23 protein-coding genes are annotated in these 21,157 nt (G+C 41.7%); all 23 read left to right on the top strand.

Annotation, left to right across the window (positions count from 1 at the left end; all coding sequences use genetic code 11):
• Positions 1-146: 146 nt before the first annotated feature.
• The 23 genes from ndk (at position 147) to NL111_RS05245 (ending at position 21,041) form a co-directional block, all read left to right on the top strand.
• Entirely contained in the window at positions 147-572 is a 426-nt protein-coding gene (gene ndk / locus NL111_RS05355) for a nucleoside-diphosphate kinase (protein WP_002830276.1), read from the top strand.
• Positions 573-786: 214 nt separating this feature from the next.
• Positions 787-1,416, top strand: coding sequence for a thiamine phosphate synthase (thiE, locus tag NL111_RS05350; RefSeq protein WP_285109997.1), 630 nt, complete (start codon positions 787-789; stop codon positions 1,414-1,416).
• Positions 1,417-1,477: 61 nt separating this feature from the next.
• On the top strand, positions 1,478-1,645 hold the full coding sequence (locus NL111_RS05345) for a hypothetical protein (protein ID WP_002831747.1): 168 nt from the start codon (positions 1,478-1,480) through the stop codon (positions 1,643-1,645).
• Between the two features lie 192 nt (positions 1,646-1,837).
• Positions 1,838-2,557 carry a hypothetical protein gene (locus tag NL111_RS05340; protein WP_119178924.1) on the top strand — a complete coding sequence of 240 codons (720 nt, stop codon included), beginning with the start codon at positions 1,838-1,840 and terminating at the stop codon, positions 2,555-2,557.
• Positions 2,558-2,581: 24 nt separating this feature from the next.
• Positions 2,582-3,307: an ABC transporter ATP-binding protein gene (locus NL111_RS05335; protein WP_058120813.1), complete on the top strand. Its 726-nt coding sequence runs from the start codon at positions 2,582-2,584 to the stop codon at positions 3,305-3,307.
• Entirely contained in the window at positions 3,285-4,940 is a 1,656-nt protein-coding gene (locus NL111_RS05330) for an ABC transporter ATP-binding protein (protein WP_285109996.1), read from the top strand. Before NL111_RS05335 ends, NL111_RS05330 begins: the two co-directional genes overlap by 23 nt.
• A 79-nt stretch (positions 4,941-5,019) precedes the next feature.
• Positions 5,020-6,318, top strand: coding sequence for a sensor histidine kinase (locus NL111_RS05325; protein WP_285109995.1), 1,299 nt, complete (start codon positions 5,020-5,022; stop codon positions 6,316-6,318).
• Positions 6,319-6,334: 16 nt separating this feature from the next.
• A complete protein-coding gene (locus NL111_RS05320; RefSeq protein WP_285109994.1) occupies positions 6,335-7,081 on the top strand; it encodes a LytR/AlgR family response regulator transcription factor in 747 nt (248 codons plus the stop codon).
• Positions 7,082-7,107: 26 nt separating this feature from the next.
• Positions 7,108-7,437, top strand: a complete 330-nt coding sequence (locus NL111_RS05315; protein ID WP_285109993.1) for a DUF4260 family protein — start codon at positions 7,108-7,110, stop codon at positions 7,435-7,437.
• Positions 7,438-7,648: 211 nt separating this feature from the next.
• Positions 7,649-8,047, top strand: a complete 399-nt coding sequence (locus tag NL111_RS05310; protein ID WP_285109992.1) for a helix-turn-helix domain-containing protein — start codon at positions 7,649-7,651, stop codon at positions 8,045-8,047.
• Between the two features lie 271 nt (positions 8,048-8,318).
• Entirely contained in the window at positions 8,319-8,495 is a 177-nt protein-coding gene (locus NL111_RS05305; protein ID WP_162891422.1) for a hypothetical protein, read from the top strand.
• A 392-nt stretch (positions 8,496-8,887) separates the two neighbouring features.
• Complete coding sequence (gene purE, locus NL111_RS05300) at positions 8,888-9,370, top strand: 5-(carboxyamino)imidazole ribonucleotide mutase (protein WP_285109991.1); 483 nt, start codon at positions 8,888-8,890, stop codon at positions 9,368-9,370.
• Positions 9,354-10,514 carry a 5-(carboxyamino)imidazole ribonucleotide synthase gene (gene purK, locus NL111_RS05295; protein ID WP_285109990.1) on the top strand — a complete coding sequence of 387 codons (1,161 nt, stop codon included), beginning with the start codon at positions 9,354-9,356 and terminating at the stop codon, positions 10,512-10,514. The genes purE and purK overlap by 17 nt, the downstream gene beginning before the upstream one ends.
• Entirely contained in the window at positions 10,492-11,226 is a 735-nt protein-coding gene (purC, locus tag NL111_RS05290; protein WP_285109989.1) for a phosphoribosylaminoimidazolesuccinocarboxamide synthase, read from the top strand. Before purK ends, purC begins: the two co-directional genes overlap by 23 nt.
• Positions 11,213-11,473 carry a phosphoribosylformylglycinamidine synthase subunit PurS gene (purS, locus tag NL111_RS05285; protein ID WP_285109988.1) on the top strand — a complete coding sequence of 87 codons (261 nt, stop codon included), beginning with the start codon at positions 11,213-11,215 and terminating at the stop codon, positions 11,471-11,473. Before purC ends, purS begins: the two co-directional genes overlap by 14 nt.
• On the top strand, positions 11,470-12,144 hold the full coding sequence (gene purQ, locus NL111_RS05280) for a phosphoribosylformylglycinamidine synthase subunit PurQ (protein ID WP_058120820.1): 675 nt from the start codon (positions 11,470-11,472) through the stop codon (positions 12,142-12,144). Before purS ends, purQ begins: the two co-directional genes overlap by 4 nt.
• A 17-nt stretch (positions 12,145-12,161) precedes the next feature.
• Entirely contained in the window at positions 12,162-14,366 is a 2,205-nt protein-coding gene (gene purL / locus NL111_RS05275) for a phosphoribosylformylglycinamidine synthase subunit PurL (protein ID WP_285109987.1), read from the top strand.
• Complete coding sequence (purF, locus tag NL111_RS05270) at positions 14,351-15,820, top strand: amidophosphoribosyltransferase (protein ID WP_285109986.1); 1,470 nt, start codon at positions 14,351-14,353, stop codon at positions 15,818-15,820. Before purL ends, purF begins: the two co-directional genes overlap by 16 nt.
• 2 nt (positions 15,821-15,822) lie before the next feature.
• The gene (gene purM, locus NL111_RS05265) at positions 15,823-16,869 is read left to right on the top strand and encodes a phosphoribosylformylglycinamidine cyclo-ligase (protein ID WP_285109985.1); all 1,047 of its coding nucleotides are present in this window, start codon (positions 15,823-15,825) and stop codon (positions 16,867-16,869) included.
• Positions 16,869-17,450, top strand: a complete 582-nt coding sequence (purN, locus tag NL111_RS05260; protein WP_285109984.1) for a phosphoribosylglycinamide formyltransferase — start codon at positions 16,869-16,871, stop codon at positions 17,448-17,450. Before purM ends, purN begins: the two co-directional genes overlap by 1 nt.
• 12 nt (positions 17,451-17,462) lie before the next feature.
• Positions 17,463-18,998 (top strand): bifunctional phosphoribosylaminoimidazolecarboxamide formyltransferase/IMP cyclohydrolase, encoded by a 1,536-nt coding sequence (gene purH / locus NL111_RS05255; RefSeq protein WP_063504746.1) that lies wholly within the window; start codon positions 17,463-17,465, stop codon positions 18,996-18,998.
• Between the two features lie 12 nt (positions 18,999-19,010).
• Positions 19,011-20,270, top strand: a complete 1,260-nt coding sequence (gene purD / locus NL111_RS05250; RefSeq protein WP_063504333.1) for a phosphoribosylamine--glycine ligase — start codon at positions 19,011-19,013, stop codon at positions 20,268-20,270.
• A 261-nt stretch (positions 20,271-20,531) separates the two neighbouring features.
• Positions 20,532-21,041 carry an isochorismatase family protein gene (locus tag NL111_RS05245; RefSeq protein ID WP_063504332.1) on the top strand — a complete coding sequence of 170 codons (510 nt, stop codon included), beginning with the start codon at positions 20,532-20,534 and terminating at the stop codon, positions 21,039-21,041.
• The last annotated feature ends 116 nt before the right edge of the window (positions 21,042-21,157 follow it).

The raw sequence follows: 21,157 nt of genomic DNA, 5'->3' as shown, positions 1-21,157 counted from the left end.
GTATCGTAATACGAAGGTTAATTAAAAATCTGACTTTTTTCGTGTAAGTCTTATCAGATTACACTATAGATTTAGTTAATGTGTAGTGTGACTTTATAATTTCTAGTACAATTAAGGCACTCTTAGACGGAAACGGAGGATTTTTAATGAATCAAGAGCGAATCTTAATTTTAGTCAAACCGGATGGAGTTAATTTAGGGCACATTGGTGAAGTGATTACGCGGCTAGAGCGTAAGGGGTACGAAATTGATGCTCTTAAAGTTACCCGGGCAACTAAAAGCCAGTTACATCAGCACTATGCAAAATTAGTTGATAAACCATTCTTTAAGGAAATTGAAACATACATGTTGGAAGGCAAAATCGTGGCCATGATTGCTAGTGGTACTCGCGTGATTGAAGTTTTTCATCGGATGGCGGGGGCTACCAATCCGTCCGAAGCTGCCTTCGGAACGATTCGGGGAGATCTTGGTCGGGAATGGCCAGATGGACTACTTCGAAACGTTGTGCACAGCTCCGATAGCGTTGAAAGTGCCGAACGAGAAATTAAAATTTGGTTCCCCGAATTAATCTAACTTAATTTTCCGTAATTTACCAGCTACGGTGTGACAATAACTATTTTAGTCATATTGCAATTGGTGGGTTGTTAAATGATTTAGTTTGCAAGTGTCAACAAAAAAGCGACCATTAATACCTAAATTTAGGCATAATGGCCGCTTTTTTGTTGAGCGGAGCAAACTGATTTTTGGCTACGTTTGAGTTTTATTAAAGCCCCTTGAGGTGGATCAAATGTTAGAAAAGCCATTACTTTACCTCGTCACGGATCGGTTAGGACTAAATCAACAACAATTTTTAGAAAGGATTGAGTTGGCTTGCCAAGGAGGGGTTGATTTACTACAGCTACGGGAAAAAGAAATCAGCAGTGCTGAATACTATAAATTGGCGGGTCATGTAAAAAAGATTACCGACCGTTACCAAGTCCCGTTAATAATCGATGACCAGGTAGCGATTGCGCAAGCTGTCGATGCTGCGGGTGTTCATCTTGGACAAGCTGATTTACCAGCGGCGGTAGCACGGCGAATTTTAGGACCCCACAAAATTATTGGAGCGACTACTAAAACAGTTGCGCAAGCACGACGCGCGGTTGAAGAAGGGGCTAACTACTTGGGAGTGGGAGCAATTTTTCCCACTACGACCCACGTTAAAGCCGTGCATACTAGTGTTGTAACGCTAAAACGAATTAAGCAGGAAGCAAAAATAACGGTTTTTGCAATTGGCGGGCTAAATGCGGAAAATCTGTCCGTTTTGCGGAATACGAATGTCGACGGAGTTGCAGCAGTTTCGGCAATCATGAAGGCTACGCAACCGCAGCAAGTAGCTCAGCAATTAAAATCTACAGTTATAGATGTTCTTAGTTAAGCTGGGGATTACCTTGATGGCTAATAATTTTTTTTAGACTCGATTAACGGAGGAGATAATAATGGAAAAACTTTATCAAGTGTTATGCTATGGCAATCAATACTTAAGAATTGACGTTGGCAAGCCAACTTTCTTTGCCCATGGTGTGGAAGTAAAAGCTAAGGTTAATAAGGAAACTGGTGAAGTGACTCTTTTTATTTCTCAGGAGGATTTGAAAAAATTAGGGTGAGCATTACATAAACTTAATTAAATATTTTATAAAAGTCCTTGGTTACTTGTGAGCTAGAAAGTAACCAAGGACTTTTTTGCAAGCGTGAGGATCTTTTTTTAGCTAATTAGGAACTAAAAAGGACTATTCAGGAATAGTTAATTTACTTAATTATTTAGCTCTTGCAAGATAGAAGCAAGGAGGACGGTAAAAATGTTTAAAATTACGAAAATGTGTTCAAAACAAGTGGGTTCAAAAAGACTTGTAGGTACTTTAACCATTATTTTAGGTGCAGCTTTAATAATTACTACAGTGATTTTACATGGGTTAGTTAAGGAAAATAAATTGATGGAATTGCTTCCGGATTCCTTTATAAACGTCCCGAAGCTAGTTCAATATTGGGCCGTCTATTATTATTTTTTTAGTTTGTTTATACGAGCGGGAGTTTTATTACTGCAAGGATTTTTAGCATTTCAAATCATCGCTAGGAGCAGGCAAACGCAACGACTCAGCCAAATTGCAACCTTCCCTTTTTCTAGAAGAAGTATTTTAGCAGGGATGTTTTTAATGATCTGCATTTTTTCGGGCATGATTTTATTACTACTTCACAGCTCGATTGTGGCGTTAACGTATTTAAAGTTTAAGCAGTTTTTACCAGGTACGTATCAAGTTTTTTTAGTGAAAGATTGGTTACTTGATTTACTGTACGGATTTATTGCATTAATTCCAGCTTCAGTTGCCTTATTAATCCCTAAGGTTAGTTACGTAGTTGGTTCTGCGGTATTGATGATTATTATCCTTTGTAACGCTGGTACGCTAAGCTTTGGCACTAACAGTATTCAGCTTCCGTTAATAACTTTGCTAGCTTTACTGGTAATTGCAACGTTGCTGGGATTGGTAGCATTTAAAAAATTTGCTTTATTAGAACTGTAGTTTTTAAACGAAAGGGGGCGCACTTTGAAAAAACAAAATAGCATTTTGGAAATCAAGGGATTATTAAAACAAATTGATAATGAAGATACTTTACATAACGTAAATTTAAATTTTAAAAGTGGTCGGGTATACGGTCTATTAGGACCTAATGGAGCGGGAAAAACCACCCTGATGAAGTGCATATTAAGTTTATCACGAGTGGATGGCGGAAAGATTGTTTTTGACGGAGAAGAAATTACTAATGGGCAAAACTTTATGAAAAGGGGTAGCATCGGAAGCTTAATTGAAACACCTCAATTTCCAAGTAGTTACACCGTACAAAATGTTATTGATGTGCAATTGGAAATGATGAACATTCGGGTAGGCCAAACGATGTTAGCTGATCTATTAAGTCAGATGCAATTGACCACCAAGCAAAATGATAACGCGGCAAATTTATCGTTAGGCTGGCGGCAAAAAATAGGAATTACTCGGGCAATGTGCACACTTCCTAAGCTTTTGCTACTGGATGAACCTTTTAACGGGTTGGATTTATCTGCGGTAGAACAAGTAAAGAAGCTGATCGTTAAGCTAGCGAGCCGAGGGACTTGCGTGGTGCTTACTAGTCACATTTTAGAAGAATTACAAAACATTGCAGATTATCTGTACCTGGTTGATGCTCAAGTAATCAAGGAGATCAAAGACAGTGAGTTGCAAGACGGTATTCGGGATTACTATTTAAAAAAATTTGAAAAAGAATCAGGTATTTAAAATGGGTAAGGAAAAGTTAGTTACGATCAACAGCCTTTGGGTTGCAACAATGCTAATAAATATATTAGCTCCGCTAGCTAATATTGGATTTGCGTTTTCAATTAAGTTCTTAATTGATGATGGTGTTCAACAAAATTTAACTCTGCTTTACCGCCATCTTTGCGTTAGCATCCTTGTGGTAATTGTTTTTGTTTTAGGAAATTACCTTGCAAAAGTGCTAACTAGTTTATACACGGCCAAGCAAATACAAAAATACCGAATGTATTTAATGTCCAGCATGCTTCAAGAAAACTACGTAAGCTTTATAAAGCAAACTACTTCTGATTACCAACACGCACTGCTTAGTGAGGCTGACCAGATTGGTAAAGATTATTTGATGGGATTTTTTGAAATGGTTCGCAACCTGATGTTAGTGGGATATTCGTTAGTGACAATGTTTATGAGTAGTGGAGTTTTGGCCGCGGCAATATTGATTCTAACAGCAGTCCCAATTATACTCAGTGCTTTTTCAGCAAAAAAGGGCCAAATTCAAAAAGAACGTGCGCTGGCTGCCGAAAAAACATTTGCAAATAAAATTAAAGAGATGCTGGCGGGGTTTTTAACCATCAAAATTTATCAAGCAGAAAAGAGTGTGAATCGTTCGTACCAGCTTTTTTTACGTGAGTACACCCAAAAAAGTTTAAAACTAAGCATTACCGAAGACATAACTTCCACCATTTCGGAAATTTCTGGGCTGATGATTTTTTTAGTTGCCTTTGGTGGCGGGATGATAATGTCAACTAAAGGAACGCTAAGTGTGGGAAGCGTTACGGCCATTGTGCAATTGGTAAATTTTGTGGTGATGCCGATTAATCAACTAGGATTACAGAATTCTCGTTATCAAGGGGCTAAAGCGCTTTTAAATTCTTTAACCGTATTTTTGCGAAAAGAAACAAGTTCAATCACATCCGGAAGCCACCAGAATCATTTTACTCAAGCAATCGGATTTACCAACGTTAGCTTTAGATATCCAGAGACTAAAAAACAAGTATTGACCAATGTGAATTGTCGACTGCTGGCAAATCATAATTATGCAATTATTGGCAATTCGGGCAGTGGTAAAACCACCATTTTTAACTTATTGCTGAAGCTCTTTTCACCCGATCAAGGAAAGATCACGATTGATGGGAATGATTTAAATAGCATTTCTGCAAAGTGGTGGTATTCTCAAGTGGCAGTGGTGCAACAAGAAGTATTTATTTTTAATGATTCAATCAAGTACAACGTGACTTTGGGGCATTTGTATAGTGACCAGCAAATTGTGCAGGCGCTACAGGAAGCTGGATTAGGGGAATTTCTAGCGACAGTTAACGGCGACTTAAATTATAATTGCGGCGAAAATGGAAAAAACCTTTCTGGTGGACAACGGCAACGGATTTCGATTGCCAGAGCTTTTATCCAAGAAAAGTCGATCATTTTATTAGACGAAGCTACTTCTGCATTGGACAATAAATTAAGCAATGAAATTGAACAAACTTTACTTGCCAAAACTAAGATTACCGTAATCGTAATTACCCATAAAACTAGCGTGGTCAACTTAGCGCGCTTTGATAAAGTTTTTCGGTTAGTAAACAAGAAATTAATCGAAGTATAGATGTTAATGGGAGATGAAACGATTTTTTTAAATTATAAGACAAATGAAGAAAGCGCAAACATTATTTGAGGTGTAGAATATGTATGAGGTGAAGTATATGGTCAATGTGGCGGTAACTGCGGGTGCACAGTGTTTCATTATGCAGATCTTTAACTTCTACATACTCAAAGCGCATTTAGCTAAACAATCCTATCCTATTCTGATTGTGCTTGCGCCGGTATTGTCAATTTTGAGCGGTCTTATCGCAAACCAATCTCCGATATTTTCGGGCTTATTTTTAACGGCAGTTTTAGTGGGGTTAAACCAAGTAATTACCAAAAGCAACGTTATCGATTCTTTGTTTCCCATCTCATTTTTGCTATGCAGCCTAATTATGTATTTGCTGATTAGTGATATTTTCTCTTTATCGAAGGTAAGCGCGCATTTAGGGGATTTTATCCGCTTAGGTGCTTTCGTTGTGGGAGGATTTATTGCAGTTTATTTGCAAAGTTATCTCACTAATAATTTACTTGATTTTTTTAACAAGCGAAAAATAGTAAAATTGCTCTGCAAATGGTACATAGTTATTTTGGCAATTTTAATGTTTACGACGGTACAAGGCAAAGTTGTCGTTGGGTCAAACGTTAATTCGTTGATTTTAGAAGCTTTATTCGTTGCTTTATTGCTGATTGCCGTTTTGAGTATGATTTTTTCTTTTTTAAACGAACTGCACCGGACTAAGCTAAAAAATGAGTTGCAACAAATTAAACAATTAGAAAATTACGCTGCCGTTCTTGAGGATGGATATAGGAATCTCAGAAAAATTAAACATGATTACGTTAATGTGATTTCTAGTTCGTTATTTTTGCTTGAGGACCAAGAGTACGCCGATTTGCGTAAATATTATAAAGAAACGTTAACAATGCTAAATGCAGATGATAAATATGATGAAATCAGGATTGGCGATTTGCAAAATATTGGTAATACGGCATTGAAGGGAATTATCGCGTATAAATTAATTCAAGCTGAGCATCAGAAACTTAAAATTCATTTTGAGTGTATTCAACCGATTGGTGAGCTACAAGTGGCTAACGTACATATAGTTGAAATTGTGGGAATTCTAATGGATAACGCAATTGAATACGTTGAAACAAATGGGGGACAAATTGACGTTGTAGTTACCGTAAACGAAGGATACCGATCGATTTTAATTCGTAACTCCTTGAAAAGGGCCAGTAAAACTAATTTACGGGAAATTTTTCAAGAAGGTTATACAACAAAAGGGACCCATGAGGGAATTGGGTTGAGTAGTTTACGCGATATCACCGCTAAAGAAGATCATTTGGAAGTAATGACTTCAATTGAAAACGGCTACTTCTTGCAAGAAATTGTGTGTTAATAACGGGGAACATAATATGGATATTCTAATTTGCGAAGACAACATTGAGCAACTTTATAATTTAGAAAAAATTATCAAGAATTATTGTTCAAAGAAGAACCTAGAATTAAACGTTTTGGCAGCGAGCACGAAGGCTGAAGATATTTTGCCAATCATTAAAAATAAAGAGTATGCAAGTGGCGCGCTGTTTATTTTAGACATCTGTTTAGATAAAAGTAACGTTAACGGATTTGAGGTCGCTAAAGCAGTCCGTCAGCGGGATCGAAGTTCGTCAATTGTTTTCTCTACAACTCACGATGAAATGACCTACTTGACCTTTTTATATAAGGTTGAAGCGTTGGATTACGTTCTTAAAGATGAACCTGTAACTTACCAAAAAAGAATCGAAGCTTGTATTGAAGCTGCGTACGAAAAAAATCAAGCGTTTAAGAATAGTAAAGTACATAGTGAAAGGTACTTAACTTTTAAAATTGGTCCTAAGTTAGAACGAATCTTAGAAAACGAAGTACTTTACGCTGAAACTTCCGCCAACAAACATCGCATTATAATTCATACCGTAAATAAAGTTTTAGAGATTTACGGCTCGCTAAATAATTTATTAGAAGAGTCGCCAAAGATGGTGCGGTGTCATAACTCTTTTGTAATTAACCGAGAAAAGATCCAAGTTTTAGATTTGAACCAAATGCAAGTACTGTTGAGTAGTGGTGAGAGCTGTTTTGTTTCTAGAAAGTACCTTAGTAAATTAAGACAGCTACTGGTTTAGGCAATTTAAAAAGCGAGCGTGAGTAAATGGACTTTAAAACGTGGGCAACCAAATTAGAATATTTGTTATTGTTAGTGGTTTTAGGAATCGTTTTTGTTAAAGTTAGGGTAAACCTACTTTTTTTACTGGCGACATTTTTAATATTTGATGTGGGAGCTTTAGGCTACCTGATTTCCCCGAAGATGGGTAATTATTTATATAATCTAACCCATACATTTACGTTGCCACTGGTTTTATCATGCAGCTACTTGGTTGGAGAAAATGTCTTAGGAAAAATGACGCTGTCAATTATACTAGTATGGCTAATTCACATTACAATTGATCGATTATTGGGTTGGGGACTAATGCCGCGATAATAAAAAGAAAAACTTCAAAATCAAAGTTATCCTACTTTAATTTTGAAGTTTTTTAAATAGATTGAAATAAAAGCGCCCTTAAATTGCGGGACCCAGTACACTCAGGTCATTTATAAGTAACTTTAAGACGTTGATAGAGCACGCTTGTTATAATCGGGGCGGAATGCTAACAACAAGTTCGTGATTTTTACTGAGGAAAGTTGCATATTGAGTGGGGAGGAACAAAAATGGTTGGTCAAAGAATTCGAAAAGAACGCGAAAAAAGGGGTGGAGCCAAAATGATTTAGCAAAGTTATTGCAAGTTAGTCGGCAAATCATTTCGAAGTGGGAAACGGAAAGTGCTTATCCTGACGTAGAACGGTTGATGCAACTTAGCGACTTGTTTGAAATTAGTTTAGACGCGTTGATCCGGGATCGGGAAGCCCCTGCCAAAAAATTACGGGTTCAAAGAGCCCGGACGGGGATGACTTTTTGGGATTTTTTAAGCAAACGGTGGTGGCTAATTTTTATTTTTTGCGTGGTGTTTAGCGTGGTTGCTTCCCATAGACATAATTTAAATCCCGTGCTAGGTCTTCCTAAACGTAATACATTGGAGGCAGATTATATTTAGCGTTACTGGATTAGGATGTAGTGGAATGGTTTGGTTAGCAGTTAGAAAATGATTTAGCAATAGTAAAGAGTCTTTGCTGTGAAGCTGGTGTGAATCGCGTTTCTTCTTGATGAGAGGTAGGAGGGCTTACTTAAATAAGTGAACTTGAAAGAGTTGGATGGCTAAGTATAAGAAATTGACGATAGTTATTATTTGCGTCCCAGAAGTATCCACGATAAAATGAAAGCGTTCACATATATAATACTTTAAAATTAAGAAAGAAGGGATCAATATGGGACAAAAAGATTTATTAACGCTGGCCGTGATTTTGAGAAGTTTAGGGCCACTGGTTAACAACGGGCGCGTATGCGCTGACGCAAAGTCGTCGGCAGTTGGAACGGAAAAACTTTTACTAGTGGCTGCTCAAAAAATGCAAGTTGCTAGCGGACAAGTAAAAATAGGTGGGTAGTACCTTAAGATTAGTGATGCAACTTTTTTGATGATTAGTTACTAAATAATAACTTAAAGGGACCTACGGATGCATACTTTATTAATTGAGTTAGTGGTGAATATTTTTTTCTCCAGACCCAGTTTCGGGACCTTATTTTTAAGCACTTATTCAAAAATTATTTTCACCATACTTTATATTGGACCTCCTCGAGCAGCGCTTAGTGCTGATTGGGGAGTTTTTTACGTATAATTCGAATGATTAATGATGAAATATCTATTTTTATGAGTTATATGCGAACTATAAAATTAAATTGAATAAAAATAGTTCGTAAAAAGCGTTGATTAAAGTTAACTAAGTTGGTACACTAAACGTGAAAACTAACCAAGTTTTTTTGTTTGAAAGGAGCTGTTATGAAAAAAATTGCGGTAGTGATGGGATCAATTTCCGATTGGCCCACGATGAAGGAAACGGCAGCGATGCTTGATAAGTTTGAGGTGGCTTATGAGCGACACGTAATTTCAGCGCATCGGATGCCTAGTGAACTTCAAAAATTTGGCGGGCAAGCTCAAAAAGATGGTTATGGGGTAATAATTGCGGGAGCTGGTGGAGCTGCACATTTACCAGGAATGTTAGCGGCCAACACCATTTTGCCGGTGGTGGGCGTCCCGATTGAAAGTCATGCGTTGCACGGCTTGGACTCTTTATTGTCAATTGTGCAGATGCCCAGCGGAGTACCGGTAGCAACCACGGCAATTGGAGAGGCCGGGGCTAAAAATGCAGCTTTACTGGCAATCGAAATTTTAGCGATTACCGAGCCGCGGCTTGCTAAAAAAATGATTGAATTTCGGCAAGAACAAACACAGGAGGCCCAGAATAGTGAAAAGCAGTGGTGAAGCGGGTGTATACCTACCGCCAGCAACGATTGGAATTATTGGCGGCGGCCAATTAGGACAGATGATCGCTCTGGCTGCCAAGGCAATGGGGTATAAGGTGGGCATTTTAGATCCGACCCCTAACTGTCCGGCTGGTCAGGTTAGTGATTTCCAAATCGTGGCCGCTTATAACGACCAGCAAGCCCTATTAAAGATGGCCGAACGTAGCGATGTTTTAACTTATGAATTTGAAAATGTCGATTTAGCTAGCTTGGAGGCTACACAAAAGTTAGCGGCTCTTCCGCAAGGGACTAATTTACTATACGTAACTAGTGATCGTCTTCGCGAAAAACATTTTCTTGCTAGCCACGACCTCCCGGTAACGCCTTATCAACCCGTCAGCAATCCAACCGAGCTAAATGACGCGATTACTAAGCTAGGGTACCCTTGCATTTTAAAATCTTGTGAGGGCGGTTATGACGGGCATGGTCAGCAAGATATTAATTCGGAGGACGATTTGCCAGCGGACCGGAGTTTAGCATCTCAAACACCGTGCATTTTGGAAAAGCGTCAGAGATTCAGCAAAGAATTATCGGTAATGGTGACGCGAAGCCGGGATGGCCAGGTGCGATGTTTTCCAGTAGCGGAAAATATCCATCACAACCATATTCTCCATCAAAGCATTGTCCCGGCACGGGTAACGAAAGAGGTTCAGCAAAAAGCACAAAAAATTGCTCGCCAAATTGCGCAAGGTTTATGTTTACGAGGAGTATTGGGGATTGAATTCTTCATGTTAGCTGATGAGCGTTTGTTAGTGAATGAATTAGCACCCCGTCCCCATAATTCGGGACATTACTCGATTGAAGCATGTAACATTTCACAATTTGAAGCCCACGTTCGCAGTATCTGTGGACTTGAAATACCGAAAATTACGCAACACGCCCCCGCAGTGATGGTCAATTTACTCGGGCAACATTTAACATTAGCCCGCCAAAAGCTAGCACAACGGCCGCATTGGCATTTTCACGGTTATGGCAAAGCGGAAAGTCGGGTGAATCGGAAGATGGGGCACATTACCTTGTTAGGAGAACTGCAACCAAGCTTAGATTCAATTCAAGCGGAAAAGATTTGGGAGATTAGCAATGAAGAAAACGACGTTAATTAAAAAGGGTAAAGCTAAACGATTGTATAGGACGGATGAGGAAGACGTGGTGTGGGTTGAGTACCTGGATCAAGCAACGACGTTAAATGGTAAACGGAGAGACCAAGTTATTGGTAAGGGAGCTTTGAATAATCAGATCGATTGTATCCTCTTTGAAATGCTAGGTGCAAAAGGGATTCATACGGACTTTATTAAAAAAATTTCCGATACCGAACAATTAAATTACAAAGTAGACGTTATTCCACTAGAGGTAGTCGTACGTAATGCAGCAGCAGGCAGTTTTCAGCGAAAATTTGCGGTGCCGTATTTACGAGAGTTCGACCAGCCGATTGTGGAATTTTTTTATAAATCCGACGAATTGGATGATCCATTCATCAACACTAATCAAGCCGTAGCTTTGAAAATTATTAGTTATGCAGAAGGTGAAATCCTCGAAAACTTAGCACTTCAAATTAATCGGCTGTTAAAGGAACGATTTTGGCAGGCTCACTTGCAACTAGTGGACTTCAAGGTTGAATTTGGCAAAACCGCAGATGGAAAAATTATGCTTGCGGACGAAATTTCACCCGATTCTTGCCGGTTGGTAGACCTAACCACCAAAACTTCCTTAGATAAGGACGTTTTTCGCAAAAAAACGGGTGATCTGGTGACAGTTTATCAAGAGGTACTCCGGCGTTTAATAAATTCACGGGAGGAAGCGCATGTACAAAGCTAAAGTTTACGTCACTTATAAAGAATCTATTTTGGATCCTCAGGGAGCCGCCATTAAAAAAGCGCTTCATCATTTGAATTACCAAGAGGTCCAAAAAGTGTCGGTGGGAAAATATTTCGAAATCCAGGTGGTCGATGGCGGACAAAAAATTAACGAACAAGTCCAAAAAATGTGTGATGAATTATTAGCCAACGTTAACATGGAAACTTACCGGTTTGAGATTCAAGACGATCAGGAGGACGAAAAATGATATATAGCATCCTTCGTTTTCCAGGCTCCAATTGTGACTGGGATATGTATTACGTTTTACGAGACGTCCTTAAGGTCACTCCACGTTTTGTGGATTATCGCGAGACTGCTTTACCAGCTGAAACCGGCGCCGTCTTAATTCCGGGAGGCTTTTCGTACGGTGATTACCTCCGGAGCGGCGCAATTGCCCGTTTTTCGCCCATCATGTCCGCGGTGCAAGAATTTGCGGAAGCTGGAAAACCAGTGATCGGAGTCTGCAATGGCTTTCAAATTTTAACGGAAGCCGGGCTTTTACCCGGAGCATTGCATCCTAATGAGAGCTTAAATTTTATTTGCCGACCCCAAAAATTGGTTGTTGAAAATTGTCAAACGCCGTTTACCCGCCAATTTAGTTTAAAGCAAACCGTAACGTTCCCCATCGCTCACGGTGAAGGAAACTATTATTGTGATGAAACAACTTTACAAGATTTGAAGGAACACAACCAAATTGTTCTGCGTTACGTAAACAACCCTAACGGCAGTACTGATAACATTGCCGGAATTACTAACCAAGGGGGCAACGTCCTCGGACTAATGCCCCATCCGGAACGAGCTAGTGAAGCAGTTTTAGGGGGGACGGACGGGAAAATATTGTTCCAAAGTTTAGTTGCTAGTATCACGCAACACGTTTAATAAGGGGAGATTTTGCGATGATGACGGAATTAACACCGACCGAAATTTGGGATCAAAAATTATATATCCAGTGGGGACTAAGCGAAGACGAATTTAACCAAATCAGGAACACGCTGGGTCGACTCCCTAACTTCACTGAAACAGGATTATTTGCTGCCATGTGGAGTGAGCACTGTGCGTATAAAAACTCTAAGCCACTTTTAAAACAATTTCCCACAACGGGTCAGCAAATATTACAGGGACCGGGAGAAGGTGCTGGCATTGTCGATATTAGCGACGGGCAGGCGGTAGTTTTTAAAGCCGAAAGTCATAATCATCCTACGGCAGTGGAACCTTATCAAGGTGCGGCAACCGGCGTGGGCGGCATTATTCGAGATATTTTTTCCATGGGCGCTCGACCAATTGCGTTAATGGATAGTCTGCATTTTGGTGAATTGACTGACGCCCGGACAAAATACTTAGTGGACCAAACTGTAGCGGGAATTGGCGACTACGGTAATTGCATGGGGATTCCCACGGTTGGCGGAGAAACGACTTTTGATGCAATTTACCAGAATAACCCAGTGATGAACGCCATGTGCGTGGGCTTGTTGAACGTCGCCGACCAACAGCGGGGAGCTGCCGCCGGGGTCGGCAATTCAATCTATTATGCGGGCGCTAAAACTGGTCGAGATGGGATTCAAGGAGCTATTTTTGCTTCCACTGAATTTAATGATGCACAGACTACACAACGGTCGGCGGTCCAGATTGGGGATCCGTTTGCTGAAAAACAGTTAATGGAAGCTTGCTTAGAATTAATCCATAACCATGCCGAATGGTTGGTAGGCATTCAAGATATGGGGGCAGCGGGCTTAGTTTCCTCATCAGCAGAAATGGGGGCCAAGGCAGGATTCGGGATGCGCTTGGATCTTGACTTGGTTCCTCAACGTGAAGCAGACATGACTCCCTACGAATTAATGCTTTCTGAATCCCAAGAACGGATGTTGCTCTGCGTTAAGCAGGGGCACGAACGTGAAGTAGAGGAAATTTTTGCAAAATATGATAGTACCGCTGTAAAAATTGGGGAGGTTACCGAAGACCAGCGATATCAACTGATTTTTAAAGGGACCACCGTAGCCGATGTCCCAATTCATGCGTTAGTTGATGAAGCACCAACTTATCATCGGCCAAGCCAAAAACCGCAACGTGTCAAGAACGATGGAAAGCAATTTCAACCGCAAATTAAGGATTTAACGGCAACTTTTAATGCCATGTTGCGTCAAGCCACGATTGCTAATAAAGAAGCAATCTTTGAACGCTACGATGCACAGGTACAAACTAACACGATTTCAACCGTCCAAAGTGACGCTGCTGTGGTTCGAATCCGCGGGACCCAAAAAGCACTCGCAATGACTACCGACGCGAATCCCCGTTACTTATACTTGGATCCTTACCTTGGCGGACAAATTGCCGTTAGCGAAGCCGCCCGCAACGTGGTGGCAACGGGAGGAAAGCCTTTAGCAATTACCGATTGTCTGAATTTTGGGAGCCCAGAAGATCCAGAATGTTACTACGAATTAGCCCAAGCCATTAATGGAATGGCCGCGGCCTGCGATGTTTTTGATACTCCCGTGATTTCGGGCAACGTTTCACTGTACAACGAATTTAATCGGCAACCAATTTATCCTACTCCCATGGTGGGCATGGTCGGAATAATTGAAGATCCAGCTTGGATAACCACCTTAGATTTTAAACAAACGGGTGATTTGATTTATGTTTTAGGCGAAACTACGGATGCCTTAAACGGTAGTGAACTCCAAAAAATGCAATTAGGCCACGTGGAAGGTAAACTGTTCGACTTTGATTTGCAATACGAATTTGACCAGCAACGCTTAGTAAGCGACCTAATTCATGAAGGACTTTTGGCTAGTGCACACGATTTGGCAGAAGGTGGATTAGCGATCGCCCTCGCAGAAAGTGCCTTCGCAGGAGAAATTGGGTTTAACGTGCAAACTGATTTAGCGGCCGCCGAATTATTTGCTGAAAACCAATCGCGATTCCTCGTAACCGTTACGCCAGCAAACCGGGAGCATTTTGAAGCTAAAACTGCTGGCAAAGCAATGCTATTAGGGCGTGTAGGGGGTGATCGGCTTAAAATCTTAACCACTGATGACATGTTGGACGTTGGTTTAATGGCGGCCGAAACTAGTTGGAAGGAAGCACTCGCATGGCAACTGAATTAAAGGGACTTAACGAAGAATGCGGCATTTTTGGAGTTTGGCGAGATCCTGATGCAGCGCAACGAACGTATATCGGATTACACAGCTTACAGCATCGCGGGCAAGAGGGGGCGGGCATCGTAACCCGTACTCCCACGGGAAAATTTGCCATCCACAAAGGCCTAGGTCTTTTAGCGGACGTATTCAGTAACCCGGATGACTTAACGAACTTAATTGGGCGCAGTGCAATTGGCCATGTCCGTTACGGTACGGCTGGAAGCCGCGGGGTTGAAAATGTTCAGCCGCTGCTTTTCCACTATCTACAAGGGGACGTGGCGATGGCCCATAATGGTAATTTGACAAATGCAATTACACTGCGCTACCAGTTAGAAGAGCAGGGCGCAATTTTTCAATCCAATTCGGATACCGAAGTTCTAATGCACCTCATTCAGCACCAAAAGCAGGCGAGCTTTAGTGAAAAATTAAAGGCTAGTTTGCGACAAATTAAGGGTGGTTTCGCGTACCTAATTCTTACGGAAAATGCTTTATACGCAGCATTGGACCCCAATGGTTTCCGGCCTTTGGTAATTGGACAATTAGCTAATGGCGCATTCGTGATCGCAAGTGAAACTTGTGCGTTAACGGCGGTGGGTGCCGAGTTTGTTCGGGACGTAGAACCTGGCGAACTAGTCCAAATTGACGACCAGGGAATTAAAATTAACCATTTTACGACCGAGACTCAGCTAGCAATTTGTTCGATGGAATTTATTTATTTCGCCCGTCCAGATTCGAATCTTTACGGGGTGAACGTCCATCGCGCGCGACAACGAATGGGTAAGCGATTAGCCCAAGAAAATCCGTTAGACGTGGACATTGTCGTCGGGGTACCCAATTCTTCGCTATCAGCAGCGGCAGGAGTGGCGGAGCAGTTGGGGGTCCCAAATGAAATGGGCCTGATTAAAAATCAGTACAGCAGCCGCACGTTTATTCAACCCACCCCTAAGTTACGTGAACAGGGGGTCGAGATGAAGTTGACAGTGTTATCCGCGGTAGTTGCGGGGAAAAAGGTAGCCCTCGTTGACGACTCGCTTGTTCGGGGGACCACCAGCAAGTACATTGTAAAAATGTTGAAAAAAGCGGGGGCTAAAGCGGTGCATTTGATGATCAGTTCACCACCGTTGAAATACCCTTGCTTTTACGGAATTGATATCGAACATACTCGTGAATTAATGGCGGCAAACCTCACGGTAAAGGAAATGTGCGTTGCAATCGGGGCGGACTCGTTGCACTTTTTAAGTTTGCCCGGTTTGATTGACGCAATCGGTTTACACCAAGATGCCCCTAACGACGGACTTTGCGTAGCGTACTTTGATGGAAAATATCCTACGCCGCTTTACGATTACGCGGCCGATTTTGAAGTTCCTAAAACCGCAAAAGATACTATGTTATCGGCAACGGGAGTCGCAAAGGAGAAATAATAATGACCAAAAATGCTTATGAACAAGCGGGAGTAAACATTGCTGCGGGCGAAGAAATTATTGAAGGCTTAAAGCAAGCAGTTGGTGAACAAGGCCCCCACATTCTAAATGGGATTGGCAATTTTGCCGGATGTTACCAACTCTCCGAAGATCAATTAGACGATCCAGTTTTAGTGGCGGGGGCTGACGGAGTGGGAACTAAAGTGCTGTTAGCTGCCCAAACTGGAAAAGTCGAATCGTTAGGGCAAGATTTGGTAGCAATGTGCGTTAACGATTTGTTGGCACAGGGCGCATTACCGCTATTCTTTTTAGATTATTTGGCGTTTTCACATTTAGAAAGCGACCAAACAGCCGCAATTTTAAAAGGGATTTTGAAAGCTTGCCAGGCCCAATCCATCCCGTTATTAGGCGGAGAGACGGCCGAGATGCCAGGACTTTATCAAGACCAGCATTTTGATTTAGCCGGCTTTGCGGTTGGTTTAGCAGTTAAAAGGAATCTCCTTAGTTCAGCTATGGTAAGTGAAGGGGATTATTTGATTGGCTTACCTTCGACTGGCTTACATAGTAACGGTTACTCATTGGTGCGTAAAATTCTCTTCACGGATCACCACTATCAATTTGACGACCATTTGCCAGGGATCGCCCGTCCATTAATCGAAGAACTTTTGGAACCGACCCGGTTATATGGCAACGTGATCCGACCACTATTACAAAAAAGGTTATTAAACGGGATTGCTCACATTACTGGTGGCGGAATACTAGAAAACGTACCGCGGATGTTACAACCTAACCAACAGGCTGAAATAAAATTGGCTAGTTGGCCTAAACCAGCGATTTTTAAGGTTCTCACTAAGCTTGGAAAACTTTCACAAACCGACCGTTACCAAACTTTCAATATGGGGATTGGCATGGTGTTAACCGTGAGCCCTCAGCAATATCAGCAAGTAAGGGACGAACTCGACCGTCAAAAAGAACCGTATTTTAAGATTGGCCAAGTGAAGAGGCGCCCAGAAAATGCACCAGCCGTCGTACTTTTAGGAGCTGATTAATGATTAAAATCGCAATATTTGCGTCGGGGACCGGCACCAATTTTGTTGCACTTGCCCGCCACATCGAAGAAACTAACGTACCAATTCGCATTGCATGTTTAGTCTGTGATCAACCAGATGCACCAGTAGTTGAAAAAGCGGTCAGATTGGGGATTCCAGTTTGGACCCACCGTTTGGGCGAGTTTGCCGACAAAACGGCTTACGAACAAGCAATTCTGCTCGAGTTGCAAAAATACGATTTAAAACTAATTGTGTTAGCCGGTTACATGAAAATTATTACGAAAGTGCTACTAGAAGCCTACCCGCAGGCCATTATTAATATTCATCCCGCATTGTTGCCTGCCTTTCCGGGACGACACGGAATTGAAGACGCTTTGGCATACGGTATAAAAGTTACCGGGGTCACCGTGCACTGGATTGACGATGGAATTGATACTGGCCCCATCATTGCGCAGCGGGTGGTTCCTATTTTGCCCGATGATGATGTGCCGCGATTAGCACAAAGAATTCATCAAGTTGAGCATGAGTTATATTTTGTTAGCCTATGCGAAGTTTTAAAACAACGAAAATTGATTAAATAAGGGAGCGTGCTCATGAAAACTGCATTATTAAGCGTGTCGGATAAAACTGGAATTGTTGAATTTGCCAAGGGCTTAGCAGCTCAAGAATTTAGAATAGTCTCTACTGGCGGGACTAAAAAGGTTCTTGAAGAAGCGGGGCTAACGGTGACGGGAGTAGAGGAATTAACGGGTTTCCCAGAAATGCTGGATGGTCGGGTAAAGACGTTACATCCCGTAATTCACGGCGGACTATTGGCTCGACGCGACTTACCGAACCACTTGCAGGCGCTAAAAGAACACCAAATTGACCTGATTGACTTAGTCTGCGTGAACCTCTATCCATTCAAAAGCACCATTATGCAAGACGGAATCACTGAAGCAGAAGCAATTGAACAAATTGACATTGGCGGACCCAGCATGTTGCGTTCCGCGGCTAAAAATTTTGCGTCGGTTTGGGCGGTGGCGGATCCTGCAGATTATCAAGCAGTTTTAGAACAGCTGGCGCAACCGCACGATGCAATTGCTTTTCGGCGGGCGCTAGCTTTGAAAGTTTTCCAGCATACGGCAGCGTATGACACGTTAATTGCCCAATATCTGGGCCGTGCGGATGAAGAATTTCCTACCCAACTCACAATGACCTATACTAAAAAACAGGCAATGCGCTACGGTGAAAATAGTCACCAAAAAGCCGCTTTCTACGAGAATGCCTTACCAGTACCGTTCTCGATTGCCCGAGCTAAGCAATTACATGGAAAGGAACTTTCGTATAACAATATTAAAGATGCTGACGCGGCTTTGAAAATGAGTGCCGAGTTTGAGCAGCCTGCGGTGATTGCCGTTAAGCATATGAATCCTTGCGGAATTGGACTAGGCAAGTCGATTCAGGAAGCGTGGGACCGGGCGTACGCTGCTGACCCAATTTCTATTTTTGGCGGGATTATTGTATTAAATCGACCAGTTGATTTGGCGACTGCCCAAAAAATGCACCAGCTCTTTTTGGAAATTATAATTGCTCCTAGTTTTGAAAAGGAAGCTTTTGCAGTGTTGGCGCAGAAGAAAAATCTACGAATAATGACGGTTGATTTTAGTAAAAAACAAGCGTCTAAGGAACTCGAAACAGTCTCCGTAATGGGCGGGCTTTTAGTACAAGAGCCTGATGAAGTCGCTGAAAGCCAGGCTAATTTCAAGGTGGTTTCTAAGCGCCAACCGACAGAGACCGAACTAAGAGCCATGGTTTTTGGTCAAACGGTGGTTAAACACGTTAAGAGCAATGCAATCGTGGTTGCTACGGAAAATCAGACTTTAGGAATTGGCGCAGGGCAAATGAATCGGATTGGATCGGTTGAAATTGCCGTTGAACAGGCAGAAAAAGCTGCTGGATTTAAAAATGCAATTATGGCGTCCGACGCCTTTTTCCCAATGGACGATTGCGTCGAGTTTGCAGCTAAACACGGGATTAAGGCCATCGTCGAACCTGGTGGTAGCATTAAAGATCAAGCGTCGATTGATAAAGCAAACGAGTTAGGAATCACACTAGTCTTTAGCGGTCGGCGTCATTTTAGACATTAGGGGGCTTAATTCGTGGCAAAAGTACTAGTTATTGGGCAAGGTGCCCGTGAACACGCAATTGGCCGCCAGTTATTATTAAGTGAGCAGGTTGAAGAAGTTTATTGCGCTCCCGGAAATCCCGGTATGTTGCGAAGCGGAATTAAGACCGTTCCCATCAAGAAATTAAACTTTGAAAAGTTGGTTGATTTTGCCCGCAAGCAAGCGGTTAATCTAACGGTTGTCGGCCCGGAATTGCCGCTGCAACAGGGAATTGTTGATTATTTCAATGCGGCAGGGTTAACCATTTTTGGCCCGTCTCAAGCGGCAGCAAAATTAGAGAGCTCGAAGCAATTTGCCAAAAAGGTTATGCAGGAGGCGGGAGTACCAACCGCGCGCTACGCCAGCTTTCAAGACGAAAGCTCTGCAATCCAGGCGTTATCCAAGACAACTTATCCATTAGTAATTAAAGCTGACGGATTAGCCGCCGGAAAAGGGGTTGCGATTGCTAAAAATCAAAGTGATGCCGTAGCAATAATTCACCAATTGCTAAGTGAGCACCAGTTTAATACCACGTCGATCGTTATCGAGGAATACTTGGAAGGACAAGAGTTCTCGCTAATGGCATTTGTCAACGACGACCAAATTATCCCAATGCCGCTTTCCCAGGATCATAAGGCAGCTTATGATGGCGACCGCGGGCCTAATACGGGTGGAATGGGCGCATATAGTCCTTTACCTCAATTTTCAACAGAGCTGGGCAAACGGTGTGTGGATGAGATTGTCCGTCCGGTCATTCACGCTTTACGTCAACGGGATATTAGTTTTTGCGGGGTTTTATATGCCGGTTTGATTATGACTAAAACGGGGCCCAAGGTAATTGAATTCAACGTCCGCTTTGGAGACCCCGAAACGGAAGTTGTATTACCACAGCTGCAAAGTGATTTTTACGAGCTTATTCTGGGGTTACTGGCTCAGCAACCGCCCCAAGTAAAATGGCAAAATAACGATATTTATTTAGGAGTGGTTGTGAGTTCAGAAAATTACCCACAATCTTCGGCTGCAGGGATTAGATTATCCAGCTTTAATAGCGTTCCAGCAGACCTTACCATCAATTATGCTGGCGTGGCACAAGATTCGAAGGGCGAATTGGTTAGTAATGGTGGCCGGATCCTTTGTGCAACAACCAAAGCTAGTAATATTACGCAAGCGCGAACAATTTTATATTCGTGGTTAAATCAACAAAAGTTAGTGGGGATGCGTTATCGGAATGACATTGGAAAACGTGGAGAGTAGACAGTCGAGTTATTAGCGGGCAAACGGGAGAGCTATTCGAGTTTGAATAGCTCTTCTTTTTAAGTATTTCAACTGCAAGAATTTTAGACACACTGCAATTAGTACAAAAACATCCCCTAGAAAAAAGGTTGCCATAGTGCCTGAGCGGTGATAGTATTTAACGCTATTAACAAACTGATATCAATTTTACAACCTCCAGTATCTTTAAAAATTGTCCTTAGTGGCACTTAACGTCATAAAAAGAAAAGGAATTTTAAACCTATGGCTCAGGTTTTAATTGTTATTGATATGCAACGAGCATTAAGTAAAATAGCTAATCGCAATCAAGTTATATCAAACATTAACAAACGGATTAATAAATACAGAGAAAATAATCTCCCAATTGTATTTGTTCAGCACACTGAACCAGGAATGGAAGTTGCAAGTGGACAATGGAGACTTTTTGAGGAGCTTAATTCGTTAGGCACTGATACTTATTTTAATAAAATACGGCCTGATGTTTTTTACCAAACGGGACTTGAAGCATTTCTTAAAATGAACCATCTGAATTATATAGAAATTTGCGGTGCACAAGTCGAATTTTGCGTAGATACAACTATTCGAGTCGCGTTCCATCTGGGTTTTAAAACCGATATATTAATTGATGGAGTTACAACCATTAACGGGGATGTGCTGAATGCGGAACAAATAAAGAAGCATCACGCAAACATATGGGATAACCGATTTGGCAAGTTAATTACGGTGACCACTCCGCTAATTGATTGGTGTTAAACATTGCATTGTAGATTTCAACATGCAGTAATCGATAATCTGTCATTGGTTATTTGAGTTAGAGCAAAAGCTTGAAAGCAGAAAAGTTTCCTAGTATGCGTCACAAGGCTTTTTGC

Source organism: Pediococcus sp. AC40 (assembly GCF_030252485.1).
Classification (GTDB): domain Bacteria; phylum Bacillota; class Bacilli; order Lactobacillales; family Lactobacillaceae; genus Pediococcus; species Pediococcus acidilactici.
This window is presented reverse-complemented; position numbering and strand designations above follow the sequence as displayed.

Bases quoted from the DNA above. Each gene is read 5' to 3' on its own strand.
- ndk (WP_002830276.1), top strand. From the start codon at position 147: ATGAATCAAGAGCGAATCTTAATTTTAGTCAAACCGGATGGAGTTAAT.
- thiE (WP_285109997.1), top strand. From the start codon at position 787: ATGTTAGAAAAGCCATTACTTTACCTCGTCACGGATCGGTTAGGACTA.
- NL111_RS05345 (WP_002831747.1), top strand. From the start codon at position 1,478: ATGGAAAAACTTTATCAAGTGTTATGCTATGGCAATCAATACTTAAGA.
- NL111_RS05340 (WP_119178924.1), top strand. From the start codon at position 1,838: ATGTTTAAAATTACGAAAATGTGTTCAAAACAAGTGGGTTCAAAAAGA.
- NL111_RS05325 (WP_285109995.1), top strand. From the start codon at position 5,020: ATGTATGAGGTGAAGTATATGGTCAATGTGGCGGTAACTGCGGGTGCA.
- NL111_RS05320 (WP_285109994.1), top strand. From the start codon at position 6,335: ATGGATATTCTAATTTGCGAAGACAACATTGAGCAACTTTATAATTTA.
- NL111_RS05315 (WP_285109993.1), top strand. From the start codon at position 7,108: ATGGACTTTAAAACGTGGGCAACCAAATTAGAATATTTGTTATTGTTA.
- NL111_RS05305 (WP_162891422.1), top strand. From the start codon at position 8,319: ATGGGACAAAAAGATTTATTAACGCTGGCCGTGATTTTGAGAAGTTTA.
- purE (WP_285109991.1), top strand. From the start codon at position 8,888: ATGAAAAAAATTGCGGTAGTGATGGGATCAATTTCCGATTGGCCCACG.
- purC (WP_285109989.1), top strand. From the start codon at position 10,492: ATGAAGAAAACGACGTTAATTAAAAAGGGTAAAGCTAAACGATTGTAT.
- purS (WP_285109988.1), top strand. From the start codon at position 11,213: ATGTACAAAGCTAAAGTTTACGTCACTTATAAAGAATCTATTTTGGAT.
- purQ (WP_058120820.1), top strand. From the start codon at position 11,470: ATGATATATAGCATCCTTCGTTTTCCAGGCTCCAATTGTGACTGGGAT.
- purL (WP_285109987.1), top strand. From the start codon at position 12,162: ATGATGACGGAATTAACACCGACCGAAATTTGGGATCAAAAATTATAT.
- purF (WP_285109986.1), top strand. From the start codon at position 14,351: ATGGCAACTGAATTAAAGGGACTTAACGAAGAATGCGGCATTTTTGGA.
- purM (WP_285109985.1), top strand. From the start codon at position 15,823: ATGACCAAAAATGCTTATGAACAAGCGGGAGTAAACATTGCTGCGGGC.
- purN (WP_285109984.1), top strand. From the start codon at position 16,869: ATGATTAAAATCGCAATATTTGCGTCGGGGACCGGCACCAATTTTGTT.
- purH (WP_063504746.1), top strand. From the start codon at position 17,463: ATGAAAACTGCATTATTAAGCGTGTCGGATAAAACTGGAATTGTTGAA.
- NL111_RS05245 (WP_063504332.1), top strand. From the start codon at position 20,532: ATGGCTCAGGTTTTAATTGTTATTGATATGCAACGAGCATTAAGTAAA.